Annotated in this window: 17 protein-coding genes; 10 read left to right on the forward strand and 7 right to left on the reverse strand. The window is 72.8% G+C overall.

The window, feature by feature from the left end; genetic code table 11:
- Positions 1-149 precede the first annotated feature (149 nt).
- Positions 150-3,311: an AfsR/SARP family transcriptional regulator gene (locus AC27IY_RS30930; RefSeq protein WP_487180033.1), complete on the reverse strand. Its 3,162-nt coding sequence runs from the start codon at positions 3,309-3,311 to the stop codon at positions 150-152.
- 127 nt (positions 3,312-3,438) lie between these two features.
- Here AC27IY_RS30930 and AC27IY_RS30935 point away from each other — a divergent pair, with 127 nt between their 5' ends.
- From AC27IY_RS30935 to AC27IY_RS30945, 3 genes are all read left to right on the forward strand, one after another.
- Positions 3,439-4,536, forward strand: a complete 1,098-nt coding sequence (locus AC27IY_RS30935) for a HesA/MoeB/ThiF family protein (RefSeq protein ID WP_423451408.1) — start codon at positions 3,439-3,441, stop codon at positions 4,534-4,536.
- A 150-nt stretch (positions 4,537-4,686) separates the two neighbouring features.
- Positions 4,687-5,883, forward strand: a complete 1,197-nt coding sequence (locus tag AC27IY_RS30940) for a hypothetical protein (RefSeq protein WP_487180034.1) — start codon at positions 4,687-4,689, stop codon at positions 5,881-5,883.
- Between the two features lie 335 nt (positions 5,884-6,218).
- On the forward strand, positions 6,219-6,398 hold the full coding sequence (locus AC27IY_RS30945; protein ID WP_487180035.1) for a hypothetical protein: 180 nt from the start codon (positions 6,219-6,221) through the stop codon (positions 6,396-6,398).
- Here the strand turns inward: AC27IY_RS30945 and AC27IY_RS30950 are convergent.
- Entirely contained in the window at positions 6,377-7,201 is an 825-nt protein-coding gene (locus AC27IY_RS30950; RefSeq protein ID WP_487180036.1) for a hypothetical protein, read from the reverse strand. The genes AC27IY_RS30945 and AC27IY_RS30950 overlap by 22 nt on opposite strands.
- A 619-nt stretch (positions 7,202-7,820) precedes the next feature.
- Between AC27IY_RS30950 and AC27IY_RS30955 the strand changes: the two genes are divergently transcribed.
- A complete protein-coding gene (locus AC27IY_RS30955) occupies positions 7,821-8,381 on the forward strand; it encodes a hypothetical protein (protein WP_449947251.1) in 561 nt (186 codons plus the stop codon).
- Between the two features lie 31 nt (positions 8,382-8,412).
- Positions 8,413-8,964, forward strand: a complete 552-nt coding sequence (locus AC27IY_RS30960) for a hypothetical protein (RefSeq protein ID WP_487180037.1) — start codon at positions 8,413-8,415, stop codon at positions 8,962-8,964.
- A gap of 9 nt (positions 8,965-8,973) precedes the next feature.
- Here the strand turns inward: AC27IY_RS30960 and AC27IY_RS30965 are convergent, their stop codons facing one another.
- Entirely contained in the window at positions 8,974-9,375 is a 402-nt protein-coding gene (locus AC27IY_RS30965; RefSeq protein WP_487180038.1) for a hypothetical protein, read from the reverse strand.
- 124 nt (positions 9,376-9,499) lie between these two features.
- On the opposite strand from AC27IY_RS30965, the gene AC27IY_RS30970 reads away from it, so the two are divergent.
- The gene (locus AC27IY_RS30970; RefSeq protein ID WP_487180039.1) at positions 9,500-10,336 is read left to right on the forward strand and encodes a phosphotransferase enzyme family protein; all 837 of its coding nucleotides are present in this window, start codon (positions 9,500-9,502) and stop codon (positions 10,334-10,336) included.
- On the opposite strand, the gene AC27IY_RS30975 is transcribed toward AC27IY_RS30970, so the two are convergent.
- Entirely contained in the window at positions 10,323-11,099 is a 777-nt protein-coding gene (locus AC27IY_RS30975; RefSeq protein ID WP_423451414.1) for an endonuclease/exonuclease/phosphatase family protein, read from the reverse strand. The genes AC27IY_RS30970 and AC27IY_RS30975 overlap by 14 nt on opposite strands.
- Positions 11,100-11,221: 122 nt before the next feature.
- Here AC27IY_RS30975 and AC27IY_RS30980 point away from each other — a divergent pair, with 122 nt between their 5' ends.
- From AC27IY_RS30980 to AC27IY_RS30995, 4 genes are all read left to right on the forward strand, one after another.
- Positions 11,222-11,683, forward strand: a complete 462-nt coding sequence (locus AC27IY_RS30980) for an iron chaperone (protein WP_371250902.1) — start codon at positions 11,222-11,224, stop codon at positions 11,681-11,683.
- A gap of 6 nt (positions 11,684-11,689) precedes the next feature.
- The gene (locus AC27IY_RS30985; protein WP_487180040.1) at positions 11,690-12,202 is read left to right on the forward strand and encodes a tetratricopeptide repeat protein; all 513 of its coding nucleotides are present in this window, start codon (positions 11,690-11,692) and stop codon (positions 12,200-12,202) included.
- Between the two features lie 119 nt (positions 12,203-12,321).
- Positions 12,322-13,698 carry a PQQ-dependent sugar dehydrogenase gene (locus tag AC27IY_RS30990; protein ID WP_423451417.1) on the forward strand — a complete coding sequence of 459 codons (1,377 nt, stop codon included), beginning with the start codon at positions 12,322-12,324 and terminating at the stop codon, positions 13,696-13,698.
- A gap of 46 nt (positions 13,699-13,744) precedes the next feature.
- Entirely contained in the window at positions 13,745-17,161 is a 3,417-nt protein-coding gene (locus AC27IY_RS30995; RefSeq protein ID WP_487180041.1) for an ATP-binding protein, read from the forward strand.
- Here the strand turns inward: AC27IY_RS30995 and AC27IY_RS31000 are convergent.
- The 3 genes from AC27IY_RS31000 to AC27IY_RS31010 form a co-directional block, all read right to left on the reverse strand.
- The gene (locus AC27IY_RS31000) at positions 17,142-17,777 is read right to left on the reverse strand and encodes a hemerythrin domain-containing protein (protein ID WP_344208497.1); all 636 of its coding nucleotides are present in this window, start codon (positions 17,775-17,777) and stop codon (positions 17,142-17,144) included. The two genes, AC27IY_RS30995 and AC27IY_RS31000, sit on opposite strands and share 20 nt — an antisense overlap.
- A gap of 79 nt (positions 17,778-17,856) precedes the next feature.
- Entirely contained in the window at positions 17,857-18,288 is a 432-nt protein-coding gene (locus tag AC27IY_RS31005; protein ID WP_423477995.1) for a GNAT family N-acetyltransferase, read from the reverse strand.
- 23 nt (positions 18,289-18,311) lie between these two features.
- Positions 18,312-19,427 (reverse strand): ROK family protein, encoded by a 1,116-nt coding sequence (locus AC27IY_RS31010; RefSeq protein ID WP_344208501.1) that lies wholly within the window; start codon positions 19,425-19,427, stop codon positions 18,312-18,314.
- Positions 19,428-19,432: the final 5 nt, after the last annotated feature.

Genomic DNA, 19,432 nt, shown 5'->3' on the forward strand with positions numbered 1-19,432 from the left:
CGCCGGAGCCCTGGTGCTCGGCATCGAACGCTCCCTTCTGCACGCCATCGCCTTTCCTGCTGCGTGCTGACTCGGCGAGCCGCGAGTCCGACGGCGTGGCGCGGCGGAAGTCGAGAACGGGCCGCCCGGCCTTCAGATCGGTCGTCGGTTCACAGGCGGGGCGCCGGCGCGCCGATGACGGCCAGGAGCTCCTCGGCTTCGCGCCGGTGCCGCTCCGCCCGCTCGTCGCCCTGCCGTGCGAGAGCGTGGCCGAGCGTCAGCTGCGCGCGGGCGTACTCCAGCCGCTGCCCGGACCGGCCGGCGAGCTCCAGCGCCCGCTCGCATGCCTCGACGCAGCGCCGGTCATCGCCCGTGGCGAGGTGGAGGGCGCCGAGCAGGGTGTGCAGCCGCGGCAGGTTCAGCGGGTTGGTCGTCAGCGCCAGCTCCAGTGCCCGGTTCGCCTCCGCGAGCGCTTCGGCGTGCCGCCCCTGGTGGTGGCGCGCCTCGGCGTAGCCCAGCAGCACCTCGTCCAGGTCGGTGCCGGTGTGCCGGGCCAGCTCCAGCGCGGCGTCGAGGCGGGCGAAGGCTTCGACGGTTCGGCCCAGCTCCAGCTCGGCGCCGGCGAGGCCGGTCAGCGAGGCGATCCGGCAGCGCCGGTTGTCGACGTCCTCGGCGATCTCCAGGCTCCGGGTGAAGGACTCGACGGCCTCCCGGAGGTGGCCGGCCTCGCGGTACGTCCAGCCGAACGTCTCGTGCGTGACCGCCTCGGCGTAGCGCAGGCCCGCCGCCTCGGCCACCGCCAGGGCTTCGCGCAGCGACTCCAACGCTTCCGCGAAGCGGGCCTGCTTCTGGTGCACGAGCGCCAGGTTGACCAGGGTCAGCGCCAGCACATGCCGGTCACCCGTCCTTCTGGTGAGAGGGAGGCAGGCGAGCAGGCTCCGCTCGGCCTGCCGAAGCTGGGCGAGCATGAGATGCGCCGAGGCCAGGTTGTTCAGGCCGCGAGCCTCGCCCCGCCCGTCACCCAGCGAGCGGTGGATCCTCACCGCTCGCCGGTAGTGCGGGATGGCCTGGCCTGGCTCGCCGAGTTGCTTGAGCACGACGCCGCAGCCCTGCAGCGCCAGCGCCTCACCATGCGGCCACCTCGCCTGGCGGGAGAGCATGAGCGCGCGTTGGTAGTGGCTCATCGCGCCTTTGAAGTCGGCCAGGCGCCAGCGGAACAGACCGATCACCTGGCACATGGCGGCCTGCCCGCCCAGGTCCCCCTCCCGCTCGGCGGCGGTCAGCGAGATCTCCGCGAGCCGCAGTCCCTCCCCTAGCGTCCGCAGGTGCTGCATGACTTCCGCCAGCGCCGCCACGAGGAGCCAGGCGTACGGGCGCGGCCCCTCCGTGGCAGCGTGGGAGATCATGGCGGGGAGGTTGTCCCATTCGCGGCCGAGCCAGTCGAGGGCCTCGGTCGCGTCGCGGAAGGCCGTGGGGGTCACGTCGGGAACGGCCTGGCCGTGCGGCGGGATCACGGCCCGGAACCCGGCGGCCGAGGCGGCGGCTTCGGCCGTGCGCAGATAGTAGGCGCACAGCCGCTCGACGGCGGCCCGGCGTTCCTCGGGGGAGTCCTCCGCGAGGCCGCGCTGCGTGGCGTACTCCAGCACCAGGTCATGGGCGGCGTAGCGGCTCAGGGCGGTCTCCTTGAGCAGATGGATCCGCGCCGCCGCGTCGAGCGACTGCTGCACGCGCTCGCCGCTCGTGCCCGCCAGGGCCGCCGCGGCCGCGGTCGAGATGCCGGCCCCCGGCGCCAGACCGAGCAGCCGGAAGACCCGCCGGGCCGCCTGCGGCAGCGCCTGGTAGGACAGGTCGAGTGCTGCCCGTACGGTGGCGCTCTCGTCGCCCTCGACCCGTAGCCGCGCCAGCTGCCCATGATCGGCGAGCTCGCGTACGTAGTGGCCGATCGTCCGGTGCTCGTGTTCGCCGATCCAGGACACGGCGATGGACAGGGCAAGCGGCAGCCGGCCGCAGAGCGTCACGAGCCGCGCGGCCGCCTCAGGCTCGCGGCGCAGGCGATCCTCGCCGACCCGCTGGGCGACGAGTCGCAGCGCCTCCTCGTGGGTCAGCACGTCCAGGGTGAGGCGTTCGACCCCGTCCAGCGCGACCAGGCCGGGCAGGCGGTCCCGGCTGGTGATGAGGGCGAGGCAGCCGGGATCGCCGGGCAGCAGCGCGCGGACCTGATCTGGTTCGGCGACGTCGTCGAGGACCACGAGCAGGCGCCGGTCGGCCAGCAACGATCGGTACAGCGCGACCTGGGCGTCCAGTTCAACCGGGATGTCCGTCACGGCTTGACCGAGCCCTTGCAGCAGCAGGGGCAGCGCCTCGGCCGCCCGCATCGGCTCCCGCTGGTCGAAGCCGCGCATGTCGAGGAACAGCTGCCCGTCGGGGAAACGTGCGCTCTCCTGACGGGCCCAGTGGACGGCCAGCGCGGTCTTCCCGACGCCGGCGGGGCCGGTCACGACCAGGGCCCGGCCCTCGGCGATGCGTGACAGCTCCGCCGACCGGCCGACGAAGTGGCCGGTGCCGGGCGGCAGCTGACGCGGGACGAGGGCCGGCGCCGGCTCCGGGCGATCGCTCTGTAGCAGCCGCTGGTGCAGCCGCTGGAGCTCCGCGCTCGGCTCCACCCCGAGTTCCCTTACGAGCCGCGTTCGTAACGCCCGATACACCTCCAGGCTCTGCGGGGCCCTCCCGGTCTCGTGCAGCGCGCGCATGAGCAGGCCGTGCGGGCGTTCGCGCAGCGGTTGCTCGGCGGCGAGCCGCATCAGTGAGGTGCCGGCCTCATGGGCGCGACCCAGCTCCAGCAGCGTCGCGGCCCTGCCTTCGATCGCCTCGTACCGCAGTTCCTCCAGCCGGTAGCGCTCCGCCTGGGCGGCGGGGCCGCTCAGCTCCTGGAAGGGCTCGCCGCGCCAGAGCGCCAGAGCGCGCTCGTAGCGGGCGACGGCGACCTCCCCGCTCTCCCCGCGCGCCCGCTCCACCAGCGCGGTGAACTCCTCGGTGTCCACCTCGGCGGCTTCGGCGGGGATGAGGTATCCCGGGCTGCGCGTGACGACGGTGTCCGCGCCGAGCGCCCGGCGCAGCTCCGTGATCAGCCCGCGCACCCTGGCGGGAGCGCTGGGCGGAAGGTCCTCTCCCCAGAGGTGGTCGGCCAGCCGCTCGACGGACACGACACGACCGAGGTCGAGCAGCAGCGCCGCGAGCAGCGTGCGCTGCCTGCCCGTCAGGTGGACGGCCCGGCCGGCGACCACGCTTTCCGCAGTGCCGAGAAGGAGGAATCGGATGTCGGCGGAGGGCACCCGTCAGACGCTAGCCGATGCGTTTTCCGCCCGTCCTGAACTCCGCCCATGCGCGATCCATGCGGGAATCATGCCGGCGGCTGCCACTGTGTGGGCCGATCCCTCCGAGAGATTGGCGGACGCGGCGATGAGGCCACAACTCAAGAACACGGCCTGGGAACGGGTCGGCGACGAGCTGCGGCTGGTGAACGACCCACGCGACCAGTTGATGATCGCCGACCCCGACGGGCTGGTGGAGAAGCTGCTCCAGCTGCTCGGCGAGGGCGGCAGGACCGTCCCCGAGCTCGCCGGCGAGCTCGGGCTCGACGAGGCCGACGTACGGGCCGCCGTCGAGGCGTTCGACGCCCAGCGGCTGCTGGAGGACGGCGATCGTCTCGGCAGGCTGGAGCCGGACGCCGCCGAGCGGTACTTCAGCAACCTCGCCTTCTTCGAGTCGTTCGGCACGCTGGAGCGCAGCCGCGAGGATCTGCAGGAACGGCTGCGGCACGCGCACGTGCTCGTGCTCGGCACCGGCGGGCTCAACTCCAACACGATCCCGCATCTGGCGGGGCTCGGCGTGGGCATGATGACCGTGCTCGACCGGGACGTCGTCGAGCCACGCAACTTCGCCCGCCAGTACCTGTACCGCTGGGCCGACATCGGCGCGCGAAAAGCCGAACGGGCCGCGGAGTGGATCAGGGCGTTCGACCCGGGAATCCAGGTCGAGGCGATCGACGCCGACCTTGAGGGGCCCGAGCAGCTCGCTGAGCTGATCCGCCGCCTCGGCCCGGACGTCGTGGCCTCGGGTGTCGACCGTCCGAACCGGATCGACCTCTGGGTCAACGAGGCGTGCGTACGCGCCGGCGTGCCCTTCGTCCGCGGCGGCATGGCCGTCACCACGGGGACGGTGTGGTCGGTGCACCCGGGGGTCAGCGCCTGCCGCGCCTGCGTCCCCGCCGACCCGGCGAACCCGGCCGACTTCCCCGACCCCGACGACCCGGACATCGCGGGTGCGATCGCGGCGAACCGGCTGTTCGCCCGCCTGCCGCGGCCCAACCGCGGCATCGGTCCCGTGGCCGGGCTGCTCGGCGCGTTCGGCGCGTTCGAGGTGCTCCGCTACCTGACCGGTTTCGAGCCGCCGGCGTACGCCGGCCGGCCGCTCACCGTCGACTTCGCGCGCGGCTGCGCGACGAGCCAGACCGAGTGGCCACGCGACCCCGACTGTGCCGTCTGCGGAGGGAGGTGATCCTTGTGAAGCTCGAGATCAAGCGCATCGAGAACACCCGGCTGACCCAGCTGATCCACCCGGACTCCTGATCCGGGCGAGGAGCCGCGCTCCGGCGACGCCGGAGCGCGGCCCTCCCATGTCGGTGCCGTCATCGGTTGGAGACAGACAATGGCCACTTCTACGGATGAGGAACTACGTGCCCGAGCGGCCCGTCTGACCGTCGCCCACGACGGCGAGGCGTGGATCCTCGGCCGCCCCGAGCTGGGCGTCTTCGTCGCGGTGCCGGAGCCGGGCGCTGTCTTCGTCACCACGCTCCAGGACACCGGCTCTCTCGACGAGGCCACGGCTCGGGCCGGCGACGTCGCCGGGGAGCCGGTGGACGGAGCGGACTTCCTCGACGGACTCACCGCCGCCGGGCTCCTCGACCCGCCTGGGGAGCAGCCCGACCCGCGCGGCCGGGTCAAGTGGATCGAGGGAGTGAGCCCGCGGGCCGCACGACGGCTGTTCGGGCCCGTCGCCTGGTCCTGCTACGGGGCCGCCGCGGTGCTCTCCGCCGGGCTTCTGCTGTTCCGGCCCGAGCTGCGTCCGTCCTGGCAGGACGCCTGGTTCCTGCCCAGCCCCGGGCTCTCGGCGTTCATCTGGCTGCTGCTCGCCATGGCGTGCGGCGCCGTGCACGAGGCCTGGCACTGGCTGGCCGGCCGCGCGATCGACGTGCCGGCCGTGTTCCGGGTGAGCCATCGCGGCCTGTACCTGGTCTACGAGACCGACCTCACCCAGATCGTGACGGTGCCGCGCCATCGCCGCCACGGCGTGTACCTCGCCGGGATGGCCGTCGACGTCGTGCTGCTGGCGGCGTCGCTGGGCGCGCGGCTGCTCGGCGTGGGCGGCGTCGCCGGCGAATTCCTCGCCGCCGTGTCGCTCCTCCTGGTCGTCAACCTGGTCTGGCAGTGGGCCGCGCTGCCGCTGCGCAGCGACGCGTACGCGCTGCTGGCGAATGCGTTGCGCTGCCACAACCTCTACCGGGCGACATGGCTGACGGCCAAGTCCCGGCTCTTCCGGCTCAGCCCGCCCGAGGCGAACGAGCTGGCGCAGATGTCGGAGCGCGACCGGAGCGTGGCCCGCTGGTTCGTGATTCCGTACGTCGCCGGGGTCGCCGTCATGGGCTGGATGTTCGCGACCGTCGTGCTGCCGCTGGTCGTCTCCCTGGGGCAATGGGGGCTGGAGCAGCTCACGAGCAACTCGGTCACCTCGGCCGGCTTCTGGGAAGCGCTTGCCGTGGCCGTCTACATCGGCGTGCAGCTCTGCGTGCCGCCCGCTCTCGCGCTGCGCGAGCGCCGGCTGCGCCGCTCCGGCCGGCTCCTCTGACGGCTTGCGTGTTCGTGGGCATGAGCCATAGAGCGCGTTCGCCGGCGGCATCGCCGTGGGCTGGTCGTTCGACAGAGGGTGAACATGGCGGCGAGGATGGCCTGCCCGGTTGGACTGGTGAACGCTTGGACGATCGAGCGTGCCAGCGCTCGCAGGTCGGTCTCGATCGCTCTGGTGTCAGGGACGGGAATGTCCGTTGCCACGTGTTCGGCAAGGGCGTCCGCTGAGCAGGCGCTCGCGATCTCTCCACCGCCGGTACACCGTGGTCCCTGTTGGTGCGTGTGGCCTTCCGACCCGCCCCGGAAGGCGCGAAGACCTCCCTGTACGCAGCGACCATGCCGGATCTGGCCGGGGGCAGCTACATCGTTCCGGACGGGCTGCTGCAGCTGCGCGGTGAGCCGGCTCGTCGTACTCGTGAGCGCGCCATCCGCGACACCGACACGGCCGCTCGCCTGTGGCAGCTGCCCGAACGGCTTACCGGCGTCAGCTATGCCTACTGGTCCGCGGGGCGGTAGCCGTCCGGCAGGCCGTTCTTGACATACCTGGTCTTGCCGGTCGCCAGGTCGAGGAAGAAGTCCCTGCGCTCCTCCTCATCAGCGTCCCGATAGATCTGGAACGGGCCCTTGCCGGACCAGCCGGTGCCCGATTCGATCGGGTCGCCGTCGGGGAGCCGGGGGCGTACGCGGTGGATCCGCTTGCGGGTGGCGAGGTCGTAAGTGTCGACGAGGTCTCCGTCATCGCTGATGACCACGAGCCGGCTGCCGTCCGGCTTGAGGAAGGCGGTGTGGGACTCCAGGAGCGTGCTGGGGACGGGGATGCTCAGGAGCTCCTTGCCGTGATGGTCATGGGCCACCAGGCGGGAAGCCGTCGTGACCACCACCCCCGCCGAGTTGACTTCGAGCACCTTCAGCGCGCCGGGGAGCACGATCTCGCTCCGTGACCTGGTGTCGATGACGCGGGTGTCGTTCTTGGTGAGGGTGACGTACCTGCCGTGCTCGCTGATGCTCACCTCGGGCACGTCCGGGTCGGCGAGCGGGCCGCTGAGGTCGTGCCGGGTTTCTGCGTGCTGGTAGACCATGCGGCGCGAGGTCCGGTCCAGGTAGACGACGGATCGCCGGTCGGGGCTCACCAGGAACGGCGCCGCCGTCGGCGCCCCGCCCTTCATGACGACGTACGGCGCGGCCTGCGGGAACGGCTCGCCGTCCACCCGCCAGTAGCGGCACGGGGCGTCCATTTCGTCGAGCCACGGACAGGTGGGCCTTTTGACCTCGTCGATCTCCTGGAAGGAGACCTGCTGCTCCGGGAACTGTCTGGGCATCGTGTACTGCGGCGGTTCAGTCGGTAGCGGCTGCCAGGGAGCGAGGAGAACGCCGGCGAGCACTGTCGCGCTTCCTGCTAAATAGCGGGTACGAACGGACCATCGGCGAATGGCCGACTCTGTTTCGTCCGGCATTTCGGGCCCGGCATTTCGTCGGGCGTACGATATCGCCGCCACCACCACGACCACGACGGCGGCGTGGGCCAACCGGGTCGGAGTGATTCCCTGCGTTGTCAGGAGATAGCAGCCTGTTAGGGCAGAAGCGCATACGGCGAGCGCCCAGGCGCGGTGATAGGCGGCGTCAGCGGACGATGACCGTACGACGCGGAATACCGGGACGGCGCACCAGCCCAGCACGAGATAGAACGGGTCCGCGGTCAGGCCCGCCACGGGAGCCGCGAGGACGACGGTCGCCAGTCGCCACCGGCGCAGGCCGGCGAAATGGTCGGCGACCTGGCGGGCATTGGTCGAGGTGACTTCCAGGCCCGTCAGGGTGGCGAACCTGCCGAGGTGCCCCGAACCGAGGGGTACGGCCGCCGCGAGCACGGTGATCACCGCGGCCACCCAGGAGATCATCGGGGGTGTCGTCACAAGGCGCCACGATATATGGTTCCGTCTCGTGACTTCAGCGGACTTAAGGCAGCAATTCGGCGTTGCTCGGCGTAGGCAATTGCCGTCCGCGGTGTCCAGCTGTGTCGTGCTGATGTGCGTCGCGGCGGGTTTATGGTGGTCGGGGTCGATAACGCCGCACATCCGCTGGGGAATCGAGGATTTCTTTCTCCAGGCCGACGTTGACGGCAATGGCGTGCTGTCGACCAGCGCCTTGATCGAGCTTGAGAACCAGACGATCGCCCCATTCACCATCACGGATATCTCGATGTCCATTCCGGGCCTGCGCCTGCTCCCTTCCAAGGACACGGAGGACGATCCCGCCGAGATCACCGTCGAGGGCAACGGGTCCAGGACGGTGGTCCGGCGGATCGTCATCGCCGACTGTGCGGCGGTGCCGCGCGAGCCGCGGCCGATCCGATTCACCTACCGGACCTGGCTGGGATCGGGGTCGTCGGAGGTGATTCTGGACCCGTGGCAGCTGACCGGGAGCGAGGGTCAGGTTCCCGTGGCCTGGCAGCGCGGCCTGGCCAGTCTGGTGTGCAACAAGGCAGTGAGCGGCGAGCTCTGACGGCCGGCCCCACGAGAGGAGGACACTGCGCGTGCGTCCCGTCACGAATATCGCCACCGGGCTGGTCATCGCCTTCTGCGCGCTCCGGCTCAACGGTGTCGACCTGCTGTTCGACCCCGTCGGCTGGGCCCTGTGCGCCGCCGGGCTGCTGTCGTTGCGGCGACCGGGCGACGCCTTCGCCGTGGCCCGGGCGTGGGCGCTCTGCATGGCCCCCGTCTCGCTGGTGGCCGTCTTCGCGGGCGGCGTACGCGCGGATGAGCCGATCAAGCACGTGATCGGCATCGCCGTCACGGTGGGTGGTCTCATCACGGTCTGGCTGATCGTGGACGCGTTGATGATGCGGATGCGCTCACACGGTGACAGCTCCCAGATCGCCCTGCTGGACGTGCTGCGCTGGGCGGTGGCCGGGCTGGGCGGGGCCGGTCTGCTGGCCAAACACGGCTACGGCGAGCTGCCACCCGTGCTGCTCGCCGGGTGGTTCGCCGCCCTCGTCGTCCTGATCGCCGTGCTCTATCGCTCGGCCGACCGGCCGTATCTCCGCGCCACCCCGTCGGCCTCCGACGACGAAGTCCGCTCCCCATAGCGCGGGCGCTCAGGCATCCTCGCGCTGAGGGTTCTCCAGCCGGAAGAAGTTGCTCGGGCTGCCGTCGCTCCTGCGCTCCTGGTAGATGAAGTTCAGGCCCCGCTCGTCGAACGTGGCGAACCACTCCTCCCAGCTCACGTGCCGGAGCTTGTCGCCGCCGTATCCCGGGAAGTCGAGGCGTAGCACGCCCAGGTGGTCGCCGTGCTCGGTGCCCTCGACGGTGGCCGGTTGCGCCTCCCGCTCCTCGGCCCACTGCCGGATCACCTCATGGCTCGTGGTCACCAGGCTGCGGCTGGCACGTTCCGGCTCCTCCTCCGGCGAGTGGATCTCCTGGGCGTACTTCAGGCTCTTGGAGCTGTCCGGCCCGCGGCGCGCTCCCCCGTCACCTGCTGGATCCTTACGTTCAGCCATCCCCGTCTCACCTCCACTTCCCCCCTACCCGGACTTATCGGACAAAACGACATAAACCGCGCAGCGGTCTCCGGCTTGGTACCGTGCCCGGGTCGCACCGTTTGGAGAGGATGGCACAGCGAGGATGCAGGCTTCAGAGATCCGCCGCGCGGTGGCGGCGGCCAGGTCGATCGCCTCGTCGCTCGGGCTGGCGGCCGACGACGCGGTCGTTCTTCATGACTCGAACAAGCTCACCCTGCGGCTGCTGCCGTGTGACGTCGTGGCCCGGGTGGCGCCCGTGGCGCAGCAGGTCGCGCGGTTCGAGGTGGAGCTTGCTCAGAGGCTGGCGGAGTCCGGTTGTCCTGTGGCTGCTCTCGACCCCCGGGTGGAGCCGCGCGTTCATGAGCGGGACGGGTTCGTGGTCACGCTGTGGACCTACTACGCGCCTGCGTCGTCTCGGGAGGTCTCTCCGGCCGAGTACGCCAAGGCGCTCGAACGGCTGCACGCCGGCATGCGTGAGGTCGATGTCCCGGTGCCGCACTTCATGGATCGTGTTGAGCAGGCTCAGCGGCTCGTGGCGAGCCGTGATCTCACGCCGGAGCTCGCCGACGCGGATCGGGAGCTGCTCGGGGACACGTTGCGGAGTCTGAGGCGAGTGATCGGCGAGCGGGGCGGCGGCGAGCAGTTGCTGCACGGCGAGCCGCACCCGGGCAACGTGCTCAGCACCGAGAACGGGCTGCTGTTCATCGATCTGGAGACGTGTTGCCGTGGGCCGGTCGAGTTCGATCTCGCTCATGCGCCCGAAGACGTCGGCCATCATTATGCGGGGGTCAATCCGGACTTGCTGCGTGAGTGCCGGGCCCTTGTGCTCGCGATCATCGCGACCTGGCGGTGGGAGCCAGGCGATCAGCTTCCGGACGGGCGGCGGCTGGGCGCGGAGTGGATCGACCAACTTCGGGCGCTCGGGTTCACCGCCGGCTGATCCAGGCGTGCAGGGGGACGTGGTCGGACCACGTGCTGCGGGCGTGGTCGAGGAAGCAGCGGCGGACGCGGCCGTCGGCGGCGAACAGGTAGTCGATCTTGCGTTTGCGCGTCGCGTACGTCCAGCGGTTGCGGGGGTCGCATTCGTCGCGGCCCTGGTAGGCGGTGGCGGCGGCGCGTGGCATCAGGTTGAGGTCGCCGCCGACGACGTCCGCGCCTAACTTCAGCAGTTCGCGGAGCTGGGCGTGCCGGTATGGGGCGCCCTTCTGGTGGTCGTCGTTCGCCATGCCGGAGGAGAGGTGTGTGGTGCAGAACGTGCGGTCGGCCGTGCAGACCGCGAAGCGGCGCGGGCCCCACGGGGGCGAGGTGAGCGGGTGTATCTCGAAGCGGGTGTCGTTGCCGGCCACGGCCAGGGTGGCGCTCTGGGTTCCGCGTGGCTTGCCGGTTCGGTCGGGGTGGCACTGGTACGGGGAGCCGTCCGGGTGGGTGAGCGGGGCCGACTTGACGGTCCACGCCCGGCCGGTGCGGGCTTCCAGCTCGCGTTCGAGGTCGGCGTCAGCGCCGGTGCAGAACTCCTGGAGGAAGATCGCGTCGGTCTCGGTGGCCAGGACGGCGACGTGCCAGGCCAGGTCGGCGGTCGAGCGGCGGTAGAGGGGGCAGGCGCTGTTCGTGCCGGCGCAGACGTTCCAGGTCATCACGTGCAGGGTCGGCGCGGGGGTGGTCGGCGCCGACAGCAGGGCGGCGATGAGGATATGTCCGATCATCGTGGCAAATTTCAGCACATGTGACGCGGGTGCGCTTCAGGTCAGTTTTCAAGAAGCCTGACGCCTAGGTGCCTCCCTAACATGGGAAACGCCCAGCAAGCAGCACCACAGGAGGAACCGGTATGAGCGCCGCGAAGAACACCAAAGCCACCACCTTCGAGGGCTTCTCGGAGGAGGAGCGTGCCGCGATGAAGGAGCACGCCCAGGAGCTGAAGAAGACGGCGCGGCGTGGCTCCAAGCAGGTCGACCTGGAGCCGGACGTGCTCGCGAAGATCGCCGAGATGGAGGGGCCTGACCGGGAGATGGCCGAGCGCATCCACGCCATCATCAAGGCCAGCGCGCCCGAGCTCGCGCCGAAGCTCTGGTACGGCATGCCGGCGTACGCCAAGAACGGCAAGGTCCTCTGCTTCTTCCAGCCCGCCACGAAGTTCAAGACCCGCTACGCGACGCTCGGCTTCAACGACGTCGCGAACATCGACGAGGGCACCATGTGGCCGTCCGCCTACGCCCTCACCGATCTGGGCCCCGACGAGGAGGCGCGGATCGCCGCCCTCATGAAGAAGGCCGTGTCCGAGGGGGAGTGACCCGTCTTGTCCGCTGAGCTGTTGCGCGAGATCGATCGGCTGGTCGCCTATGACGAGCGGCAGCGGATGGTCCCGCGCGACCGTGAGCGGCTGGCGGCCGTCGTCGAGTCGGTACGGGCGCAGTCCCCCGCCGACTACGCGACCCTGCGGGCGTTCGGGATAGGGCTGCTGGTCCTCGGCGAGCACGGCGAGGCGATCCGGCACCTCCACCGGGCGCTCGACCTGGCGGACAGCGGCGGCAGGAGGATCGCCGCGTCCATCAACCTGGCGGACGCCCATCGCTACTCGGGCGACGCGGCGACCGCGGAGAGCCTGTGCCGGGAGGCGCTCGCCGTCGCGCGGCGGGAAGCGCCAGAGCTGACGGGCTTCGCGCTGCAGCATCTCGGGAAGACGCTCGCCGAGCGGGGACGCGTACGGGAGGCACGGCGAACCCTGGAGGAGGCGCTGGCGCTGCGGGAGAGGGAGGGCGATCCCGAGCTGATCGCGCGCAGCCGGGCGGCCCTGCGGCTCCTTGAGTGAAAGTTTCAGCGAGGCCGCGCAGGTGGGCGGGTTTTCCCGGGCCGGCGCGTTGATGCGGGGCATGAGGGCTGCCTACGGTATTGACGGCGGTTTGCCCCCATCCGGTCAAGGAGTCCGTCATGCGGCGCGGTCGCGTCATCCCAGCTCTGGTCCTGGCCCTGCTCGCGTTCCTGGTCACCGCGCCCGAGGCACGGGCGCAGGCGGCAGGCGGGTTCGACTTCAACCGGGCGGAGGTCGCGGCCACGGGGCTGCAGGTGCCGTGGGCGATCGCGTTCCTGCCGGACGGCAGCGCGCTCGTGTCGGAGCGGGGCACCGGGCGGATCATGCAGGTACGCCCCGGACAGCCGGCCACGGCGGTCGCCACGATCAGCGGGGTGAGCGCGTCGGGCGAGAGCGGCCTGCTGGGGATCGCCGTCTCGCCGACGTACGCGCAGGACGGCTGGGTGTACGCCTACTTCACCAGCACGGCCGGGGACAACCGGCTGGTCAGGCTGCGGCTCACCGCGCCCCAGACGCAGCCGGTGCTGCTGTCCGGCGTGCCGAGCGCGACGATCCATGACGGCGGGCGGCTGGCGTTCGGGCCGGACGGCATGCTGTACGTCTCCACCGGCGACGCCAACACCACCGCGAACGCGCAGAACCTCAACAGCCTGGCGGGCAAGATCCTGCGCCTGACACCCGACGGCGGCGTGCCGGCGGGCAACCCGTTCCCCGGCTCGCTCGTCTACAGCTACGGCCACCGCAACGTGCAGGGCCTCGCGTGGGACGCGCAGGGCCGCATGTACGCCGCCGAGTTCGGCCAGAACACCTGGGACGAGATCAACCAGATCGTGGCGGGCGGCAACTACGGCTGGCCGACCTGCGAGGGCGTCTGCTCCGGCTCCTCCTTCCGCAACCCGATCGTCACCTGGGCGACGGCGGAGGCGTCGCCGAGCGGCCTGGCGTACGCGAACGGCACCCTCTTCGCGGCGGCGCTGCGCGGGCAGCGGGTGTGGGCCGTGCCGCTCACCCCGAACGGCACGGCGGGCACGCCGACCGCCGAGCTGCAGGGCGCGTACGGGCGGCTGCGGGCCGCCGCCGTGGGCCCGGACGGCTGGCTGTGGCTCTCGACCAGCAACCGGGACGGCCGTGGCACTCCGGTCGCCGCCGACGACCGCATCATCCGGGTCCCGCCGACCGGCGTCGGCCAGCCGGAGACCTGCACCGTGACCGCCACCACCCAGACCCAGTGGAGCAACGGGTACGTGATCCAGCCCGTGACGGTCACCAACACGAGCACCGCCACGCTCAACGGCTGGTCGGTCACGTTCACGCTGCCGGCCGGCCACACCATCACCAGCTCGTGGAACGCCGTGCTGACGGTGAACGGCCAGACCGTGACGGCGCGGAACGCCGCGCACAACGGCACGCTGGCCCCGGGGCAGAGCACGACGTTCGGGTTCCAGGCGATCCGGTCCGGCGGCGCGCAGTTCCCGTCCGGCTACCGCTGCGCCTGACGGCTGCGGATTGCCAGGAGCTCACTCTTTGCCCCACTCTGTGCGGGTGATACATGGACCGTTCCCGGAGGAACCGCCCGCGCTCACGCTCCGGGTGCTCGGTCCGCTCCAGGCCGAGGCGCACGGGCGGGCCGTGGACCTCGGGCCGGCCAGGCAGCGGGCGGTGCTCGCGCGGCTGGCCGTGGCCGGCGGGCAGGTCGTGTCCACCGACCGGTTCATCGACGACCTGTGGCGGGGGCAGCCGCCGCCGAAGGCGCTGGCCGCGCTCCAGGTGTACGTCTCCAACCTGCGCCGCGTCCTGGAGCCCGACCGGCCGCCGCGCGCGCCGGCCCGGGTCGTCGTGAGCGCCCCGCCCGGCTACCGGCTGCGGCTGCCGGAGGACGCCGTGGACGCCTGGCGGCTGCCCCGGATCGTCGAGGAGGCGGGGGCGGCGCTGCGTCAGGGGGCGGGGGCGGTCGCGTACGAGCTGCTGGACCGGGCGCTCGGGCTGTGGACGGGGGCGGCGTACGAGGAGTTCGCCGACGAGGAGTGGGCCGTTCCGGAGGTCGAGCGGCTGGCCGAGCTGCGGCTGCTCGCCGTGGAGCACCGGGCGGAGGCCGCGCTGCTGCTGGGCAGGCACGCGGAGGTCGTGGCGGAGCTGCGCGGGCACGTGGAGCGGCACCCGCTGCGGGAGAGCGGCGTACGGCTGCTGGCGCTGGCCTGCTACCGGGCGGGCGGGCAGGCGGAGGCGCTGACCGTGCTGCGGCGGGCCAGGGAGCGGCTGGCGGACGAGCTGGGCGTGGACCCCGGCCCGGAGCTGCGGACCCTGGAACAGGACATCCTCCGGCACGCCGACACGCTGAACGCGCCGGAGGTGCCCAGACCCGCCACCGCCCAGCCCCAGCCGACCGCCCAGCCAAGCCACCCCGGCCACCCCTCCCAGCCAAACCAGCCCGGCCAGCCCGGCCAGCCCGCCCAGCCCGCCCAGCGCGGCCAGCCCGCCCAGCCCGGCCACCCCGGCCACCCCGGCCACCCCGGCCAGCCCGGCCACCCCGGTCAGCCCGCCGGCCACCTGGAGCACCCGGCGGCCCCCGTGCTCGTCGGCCGCGCCCGCGAGCTGGCGATCCTGCACGAGGAGGCCGCCCAGCCCACCCACCGCACCGTCTGGCTGGGCGGCGAGCCGGGCGCGGGCAAGAGCACGCTGGCCGAGGCGTTCGCCGCCGAGCTGGCCGGGCGCGGCTGGCGGGTGGCGTTCGGCCGCTGCCCCGAGACCGACGGCGGGGCCCCGCCCGCGTGGGCGTGGAGCGAGATCGTCCGCACGCTCGCCGAAGAGCACCCGCCGGAGGACCCGGCCGGGCTGGCCCCGCTGCTGCACGACGGCGTCCCCATCCCCAACCAGTTCCTGCTCGCCAGGGCGGTCGCCGGCTATCTCGCCTCCTGCGCGCCCCTGCTGGTGGTGCTGGAGGACGTCCACCGCGCCGACGGCGAGACCCTGCACCTGCTGCGCCACCTGCCGCAGACCGCGCGGCTGCTGGTGGTGGCCACCTTCCGCCCCGCCGAGACCACCGAGGACCTGGGCACGACGCTGGCCGCGCTCGCGGCGGGCAGCCGGCACGTGGAGCTGTCAGGGCTGGGCGAGGACGCGGTCGCCGAGCTGCTGGAACGCCACACCGAGCGGGCCCCCGACGCGGCGACCGTCCGCGCGGTGTGCGAGCGCACGCTGGGCAACCCGCTGTTCGTGTGCGAGATCGCCCGGCTGCTGGCCTCGGAGGGTCCGGGGGCCACGCGGGCGCTGCCGCCCGGCGTACGCGACCTGATCAGGCGCAGGATCGCCCGCCTGCCCGCCACGGCGCAGACCGTGCTGCGCAACGCCGCTGTCGTCGGCCGCGACGCGGACGTGGACGTGCTGGTCGCGCTGCAGGACGGCGACGAGGACACGGTGCTCGACGGCCTGGAGGCCGGCGTCATGACCGGCCTGCTGTCCGAGCCGGGCCCGGGGCGGGTGCGGTTCACGCACGTCCTGGTGCGGGAGGTGCTGTACGAGGACACGGCCCGGATCCGGCGCACCCGCCTGCACGGCCGCGTGGTGGCGGCCCTGGAGCGGCTGCGACCGGGCGAGGTGGCGGCGCTGGCGCACCACGCGCTGGAGGCCGGGGCGCCGGGCGCGGTCGGCCACGCCAGGGCGGCGGCGGCGCAGGCGTCGGGGTTGCACGCGCACCGGGAGGCGGCGGCGCTGTACCGGGCGGCGCTGCCGTACGCGGGCGACGACGACACCCGGCTGGAGCTGCTGTGCGGCCTGGTGTCGGCGCTCGGCCACGCGGGCGACGTGGCCGGGGCGGTCGAGGCGCGGGCGGAGGCGGTCCTGCTGTCGCCGGGGGTGCGGGCGCTGACCTCGTACGACGCCCCCGTGATCTGGACCATCCAGCCCGACACCCGCTACGACGCGGAGTTCGTCGCGGCCGTGGAGCGGGAGCTGGCCGCCGGGCACGGGCCGGAGGCGCGCTGCCGGCTGCTCGCCGCGCTGGTCTTCGCCGTGGAGGGCCACGACGACGAGCGGGTGGAGGCCGCCGGGGCCGAGGCGGTGGCGCTGGCCCGCGAGCTGGACCGCCCCGACCTGCTGTGCCTGGCGCTCAACGCCCGCTACTTCTCGTTGCTCTCCCCCGAGCGGCGCGAGGAGCTGGCCGCGCTGGGCGAGGAGCTGCTGGAGCTGGGCCGGGCGCACCGGCTGGTCGGCTACCTGACGCTGGCCCACTTCGCGCTGCTCATGGGCGCGCTCGGCCGGGGCGACCTGGAGGCGGCGGCCCGGCACGCCGACGCCGGCCTGGAGTCCTCCACGAGCGGGCAGCTCGGCCTGTCGCTGGTCGTCCTGTCGCTGTTCGGGGCGTTGCGCAAGCTCGTCGAGGGCGACTTCGACGCGGCCGAGGAGGCGTACACCGCGATCACCCGGCAGATGGCCGAGCGCGGCGCGGTGAACGCCGCGGCCATGGGCATGCTCAGCAGGTTCTCGGTGCGCATGGCGCGCGGCGACGTACGGGACTCGCTCCCCGAGCTGTCCGCCCTGTACGCGCGCCTGTCGAACCCCGGGACCCGCGAGCTGTACGCCCGCGCCCTGACCGAGGTCGGCGAGCTGGACGCGGCCCGCCGGGTCTGGCGGCCCGGCGAGCGGCACTCGCGCGACTACTACTGGCTGCTGTGGGAGGCGATGCACGCGCAGACCGCCGTGGCGCTCGAAGACCGCGAGACGGCCGCGCGCTGCTACGACACCCTGCTGCCCTGGGAGGACCGGGTGGCCGGGCTCAGCAGCGGCTCGGTCGCGCTCGGGCCGGTCGCGCAGGTGCTGGGCGACCTGGCCCGCCTGCTGGAGCTGCCCGTGGCCGGCGCGCACTACGCGCGGGCGGCGCAGGTCGCCGAGCGGATCGGCTCGCCGCACTGGGCCGCGGCCGCCCGCGAAAGCCTCGGAGACGTCACAGGCTCCCGAAGATGAGCCGCTGGCGGCGGCGGTGCCCGCGGCTGAACACCGCGATCAGCGCGGCGAGCACCGGCCCCGCAGCCTTACGCAGCTCGGCCAGCTCCTCAGGCCGCGCGTACTCCGCGATGCGCGGCAGGTCGAAGGCCGTGTCGCCGCCCTTGCGCACCTCGGTCTCGACCTTGTGCCAGTCGGACTCGGAGACGTACTTCTCGATGATCGGGAACAGCAGCCGCTCCTCCTCCTCGATGTGCTCGTCGAGCAGGTCGGCGAGGACGCCGAGGGTCTTGGCCAGGCGCCTGGCGGCGGCCGGGTCCTTGCCGAGCCCCCGGGCCGCCTGGGTGATCTCGTCCAGCAGCGGGTCGAGCTGGGTGTGGTCGTCGGTGAGGTCGGTCAGGTCCACCTCGGCCCCGGCCGAGCGGACGATCACCGGCCAGAGCACGTCGTCCTCGGCCTTGTGGTGGTGGTGGATGCCGGCGCACAGCTTCGTGGCGAACGTGGCGATGGCCTTGTACCGGGCGGCGTCGGCCCGCTCGTCGCCGGCGGCGATGCCGTCCATCGTGCGGGCCAGGCGGCGCGTGTCGCCGCGCATGGCCCGGTGGGTGATGCGGAAGCCGATCGTGTTGGGCGCCATGGGGTCGCTCCTCTGCTAGGGGATGCCACCAGGGTGCGCCGCCGCTCTTAGGCCCTTCTTGGTGTGGACTTGGCGACCGCTAGAGCGCCTTGGCGTAGCAGCGCATCAGCGGCGCGCCGACGTAGCTGCCGTAGGGCTCGGTCAGCACGTACGCGCACCGCTCGTACAGCGCGATGGCCTCCGGCTGCCGCAGGCCGGTGGCCAGCCGCAGCCGCCGGTGCCCCATGGCGAGTGCCAGCTCCTCCAGTGCGCCGAGCAGCGCCGTCGCGATCCCGCGGCCCCGGTGGGCGGGGGCGACGTACATGCGCTTGAGCTCGCCGGTCAGCGCGTCGGCGTCCTGCACCGCCCCGCAGCCGACCGCGCCGCCGTCCACGACCGCCACCAGGTACCGGGCTCCCGGCTTCACCTGTGAGCGCCCCTGGGGGCCGTAGCGGGCCACCAGCTCGGCGTAGGCCGCGTCGAGCAGCGTGCCGAGCTCGGCGTCGCCCAGCTCCCTTTCTTCGATCACCATGCCCGTCATCGTAGGGACGGCGATCAGAGGCCGAGCGCCTGGGCCGGGTCGGCGAGGATGCGCTGGATGACCAGCCCGGCCGCGCCGAGCACGGCCGCGTCCGCGCCGATCCCCGACACGACGAGCGGGGGCGGGGCGCCGCGCATCTGGGCGAGCCGGCCGCCGAGCCCGTCCCGCACGGGCCCGTCGAGCCAGGGGAAGAGCGGGGCGAAGACGCCGCCGAGCACGATCCTGCCGGGGTCCAGCAGGTGCACGGCGGAGGTGAGCGCCACCCCGAGCGCGTGTCCGGCCCGCGCGCACGCCTCCAGCGCCCGCGGCTCGCCCGCCTCCAGCTGCTCGACCAGCGCGGTCACCGACTCCAGGGGGCCGAGGAGGGCGTCCTGTCCCGCGTACACCTCCAGGCAGCCCCGCCCGCCGCACCGGCAGGCGGGCCCGTCGGGCACGACGACGACGTGGCCCAGCTCGCCGGCCAGCCCGTACGTCCCCCGGAACAGCGCCCCGCCCACGACGAGCCCGGCGCCGATGCCGATCTCGCCGGAGACGTACAGGAAGTCGGCCTCCCGCGAGCCGAACCACAGCTCGCCGAGCGCCGCCAGGTTGGCCTCGTTGTCGATCGCGAGCGGCAGGTCGCCGGCCAGGTCCGCGACCCGTACGTCCCGCCAGCCGAGGTGCGGCGCGCTCCGCAGCACGCCGTCCTCCACGGTGCCGGGCACGGCCAGGGCGGCGCCCATGACGCGCAGCCCGCCGGCCTCGGCGGCCTCGATGGTCTCGCGGGCGAGGGCGCGCAGCAGGCCCAGGATCTCGGCGGGGTCGGAGTTGCGGTTGTCGGCGGGGCGGGTGCGGCGCAGGCGTACGGCGCGGGTCAGATCGACGACGCAGGCGGCCAGGTAGTCGATGTTGACCTCCAGCCCCAGCGTGGCCACGCGCTGCCCGCTCAGGCTGACGGCCACTCCCGGCCGGCCCCGCTCGCCGCCGCGCACGGCACCGCGCTCGCTGACCACGCCGGCCTCCAGCAGGTCGGCGACCAGGCTGGAGACGGTGGTCTTGGTGAGCCCGGTCCGTTCGGCGAGCGCCGCGCGGGTATGGGGTCCGGTGCGGTGGATGGCGTCGAGCACTACGGCCAGGTTACGGGCGCGCATGGAAT

It is taken from the genome of Nonomuraea sp. B208, from assembly GCF_057536035.1.

Excerpts from the sequence above, each read along its gene's own strand:
- AC27IY_RS30965 (WP_487180038.1), bottom strand. The coding sequence starts at position 9,375 with ATGGCTGAACGTAAGGATCCAGCAGGTGACGGGGGAGCGCGCCGCGGG.
- AC27IY_RS30970 (WP_487180039.1), top strand. The coding sequence starts at position 9,500 with ATGCAGGCTTCAGAGATCCGCCGCGCGGTGGCGGCGGCCAGGTCGATC.
- AC27IY_RS30950 (WP_487180036.1), bottom strand. The coding sequence starts at position 7,201 with ATGCCCAGACAGTTCCCGGAGCAGCAGGTCTCCTTCCAGGAGATCGAC.
- AC27IY_RS31005 (WP_423477995.1), bottom strand. The coding sequence starts at position 18,288 with ATGGTGATCGAAGAAAGGGAGCTGGGCGACGCCGAGCTCGGCACGCTG.
- AC27IY_RS30940 (WP_487180034.1), top strand. The coding sequence starts at position 4,687 with ATGGCCACTTCTACGGATGAGGAACTACGTGCCCGAGCGGCCCGTCTG.
- AC27IY_RS30990 (WP_423451417.1), top strand. The coding sequence starts at position 12,322 with ATGCGGCGCGGTCGCGTCATCCCAGCTCTGGTCCTGGCCCTGCTCGCG.
- AC27IY_RS30980 (WP_371250902.1), top strand. The coding sequence starts at position 11,222 with ATGAGCGCCGCGAAGAACACCAAAGCCACCACCTTCGAGGGCTTCTCG.
- AC27IY_RS31010 (WP_344208501.1), bottom strand. The coding sequence starts at position 19,427 with ATGCGCGCCCGTAACCTGGCCGTAGTGCTCGACGCCATCCACCGCACC.
- AC27IY_RS30945 (WP_487180035.1), top strand. The coding sequence starts at position 6,219 with ATGCCGGATCTGGCCGGGGGCAGCTACATCGTTCCGGACGGGCTGCTG.
- AC27IY_RS30935 (WP_423451408.1), top strand. The coding sequence starts at position 3,439 with ATGAGGCCACAACTCAAGAACACGGCCTGGGAACGGGTCGGCGACGAG.
- AC27IY_RS30975 (WP_423451414.1), bottom strand. The coding sequence starts at position 11,099 with ATGATCGGACATATCCTCATCGCCGCCCTGCTGTCGGCGCCGACCACC.
- AC27IY_RS31000 (WP_344208497.1), bottom strand. The coding sequence starts at position 17,777 with ATGGCGCCCAACACGATCGGCTTCCGCATCACCCACCGGGCCATGCGC.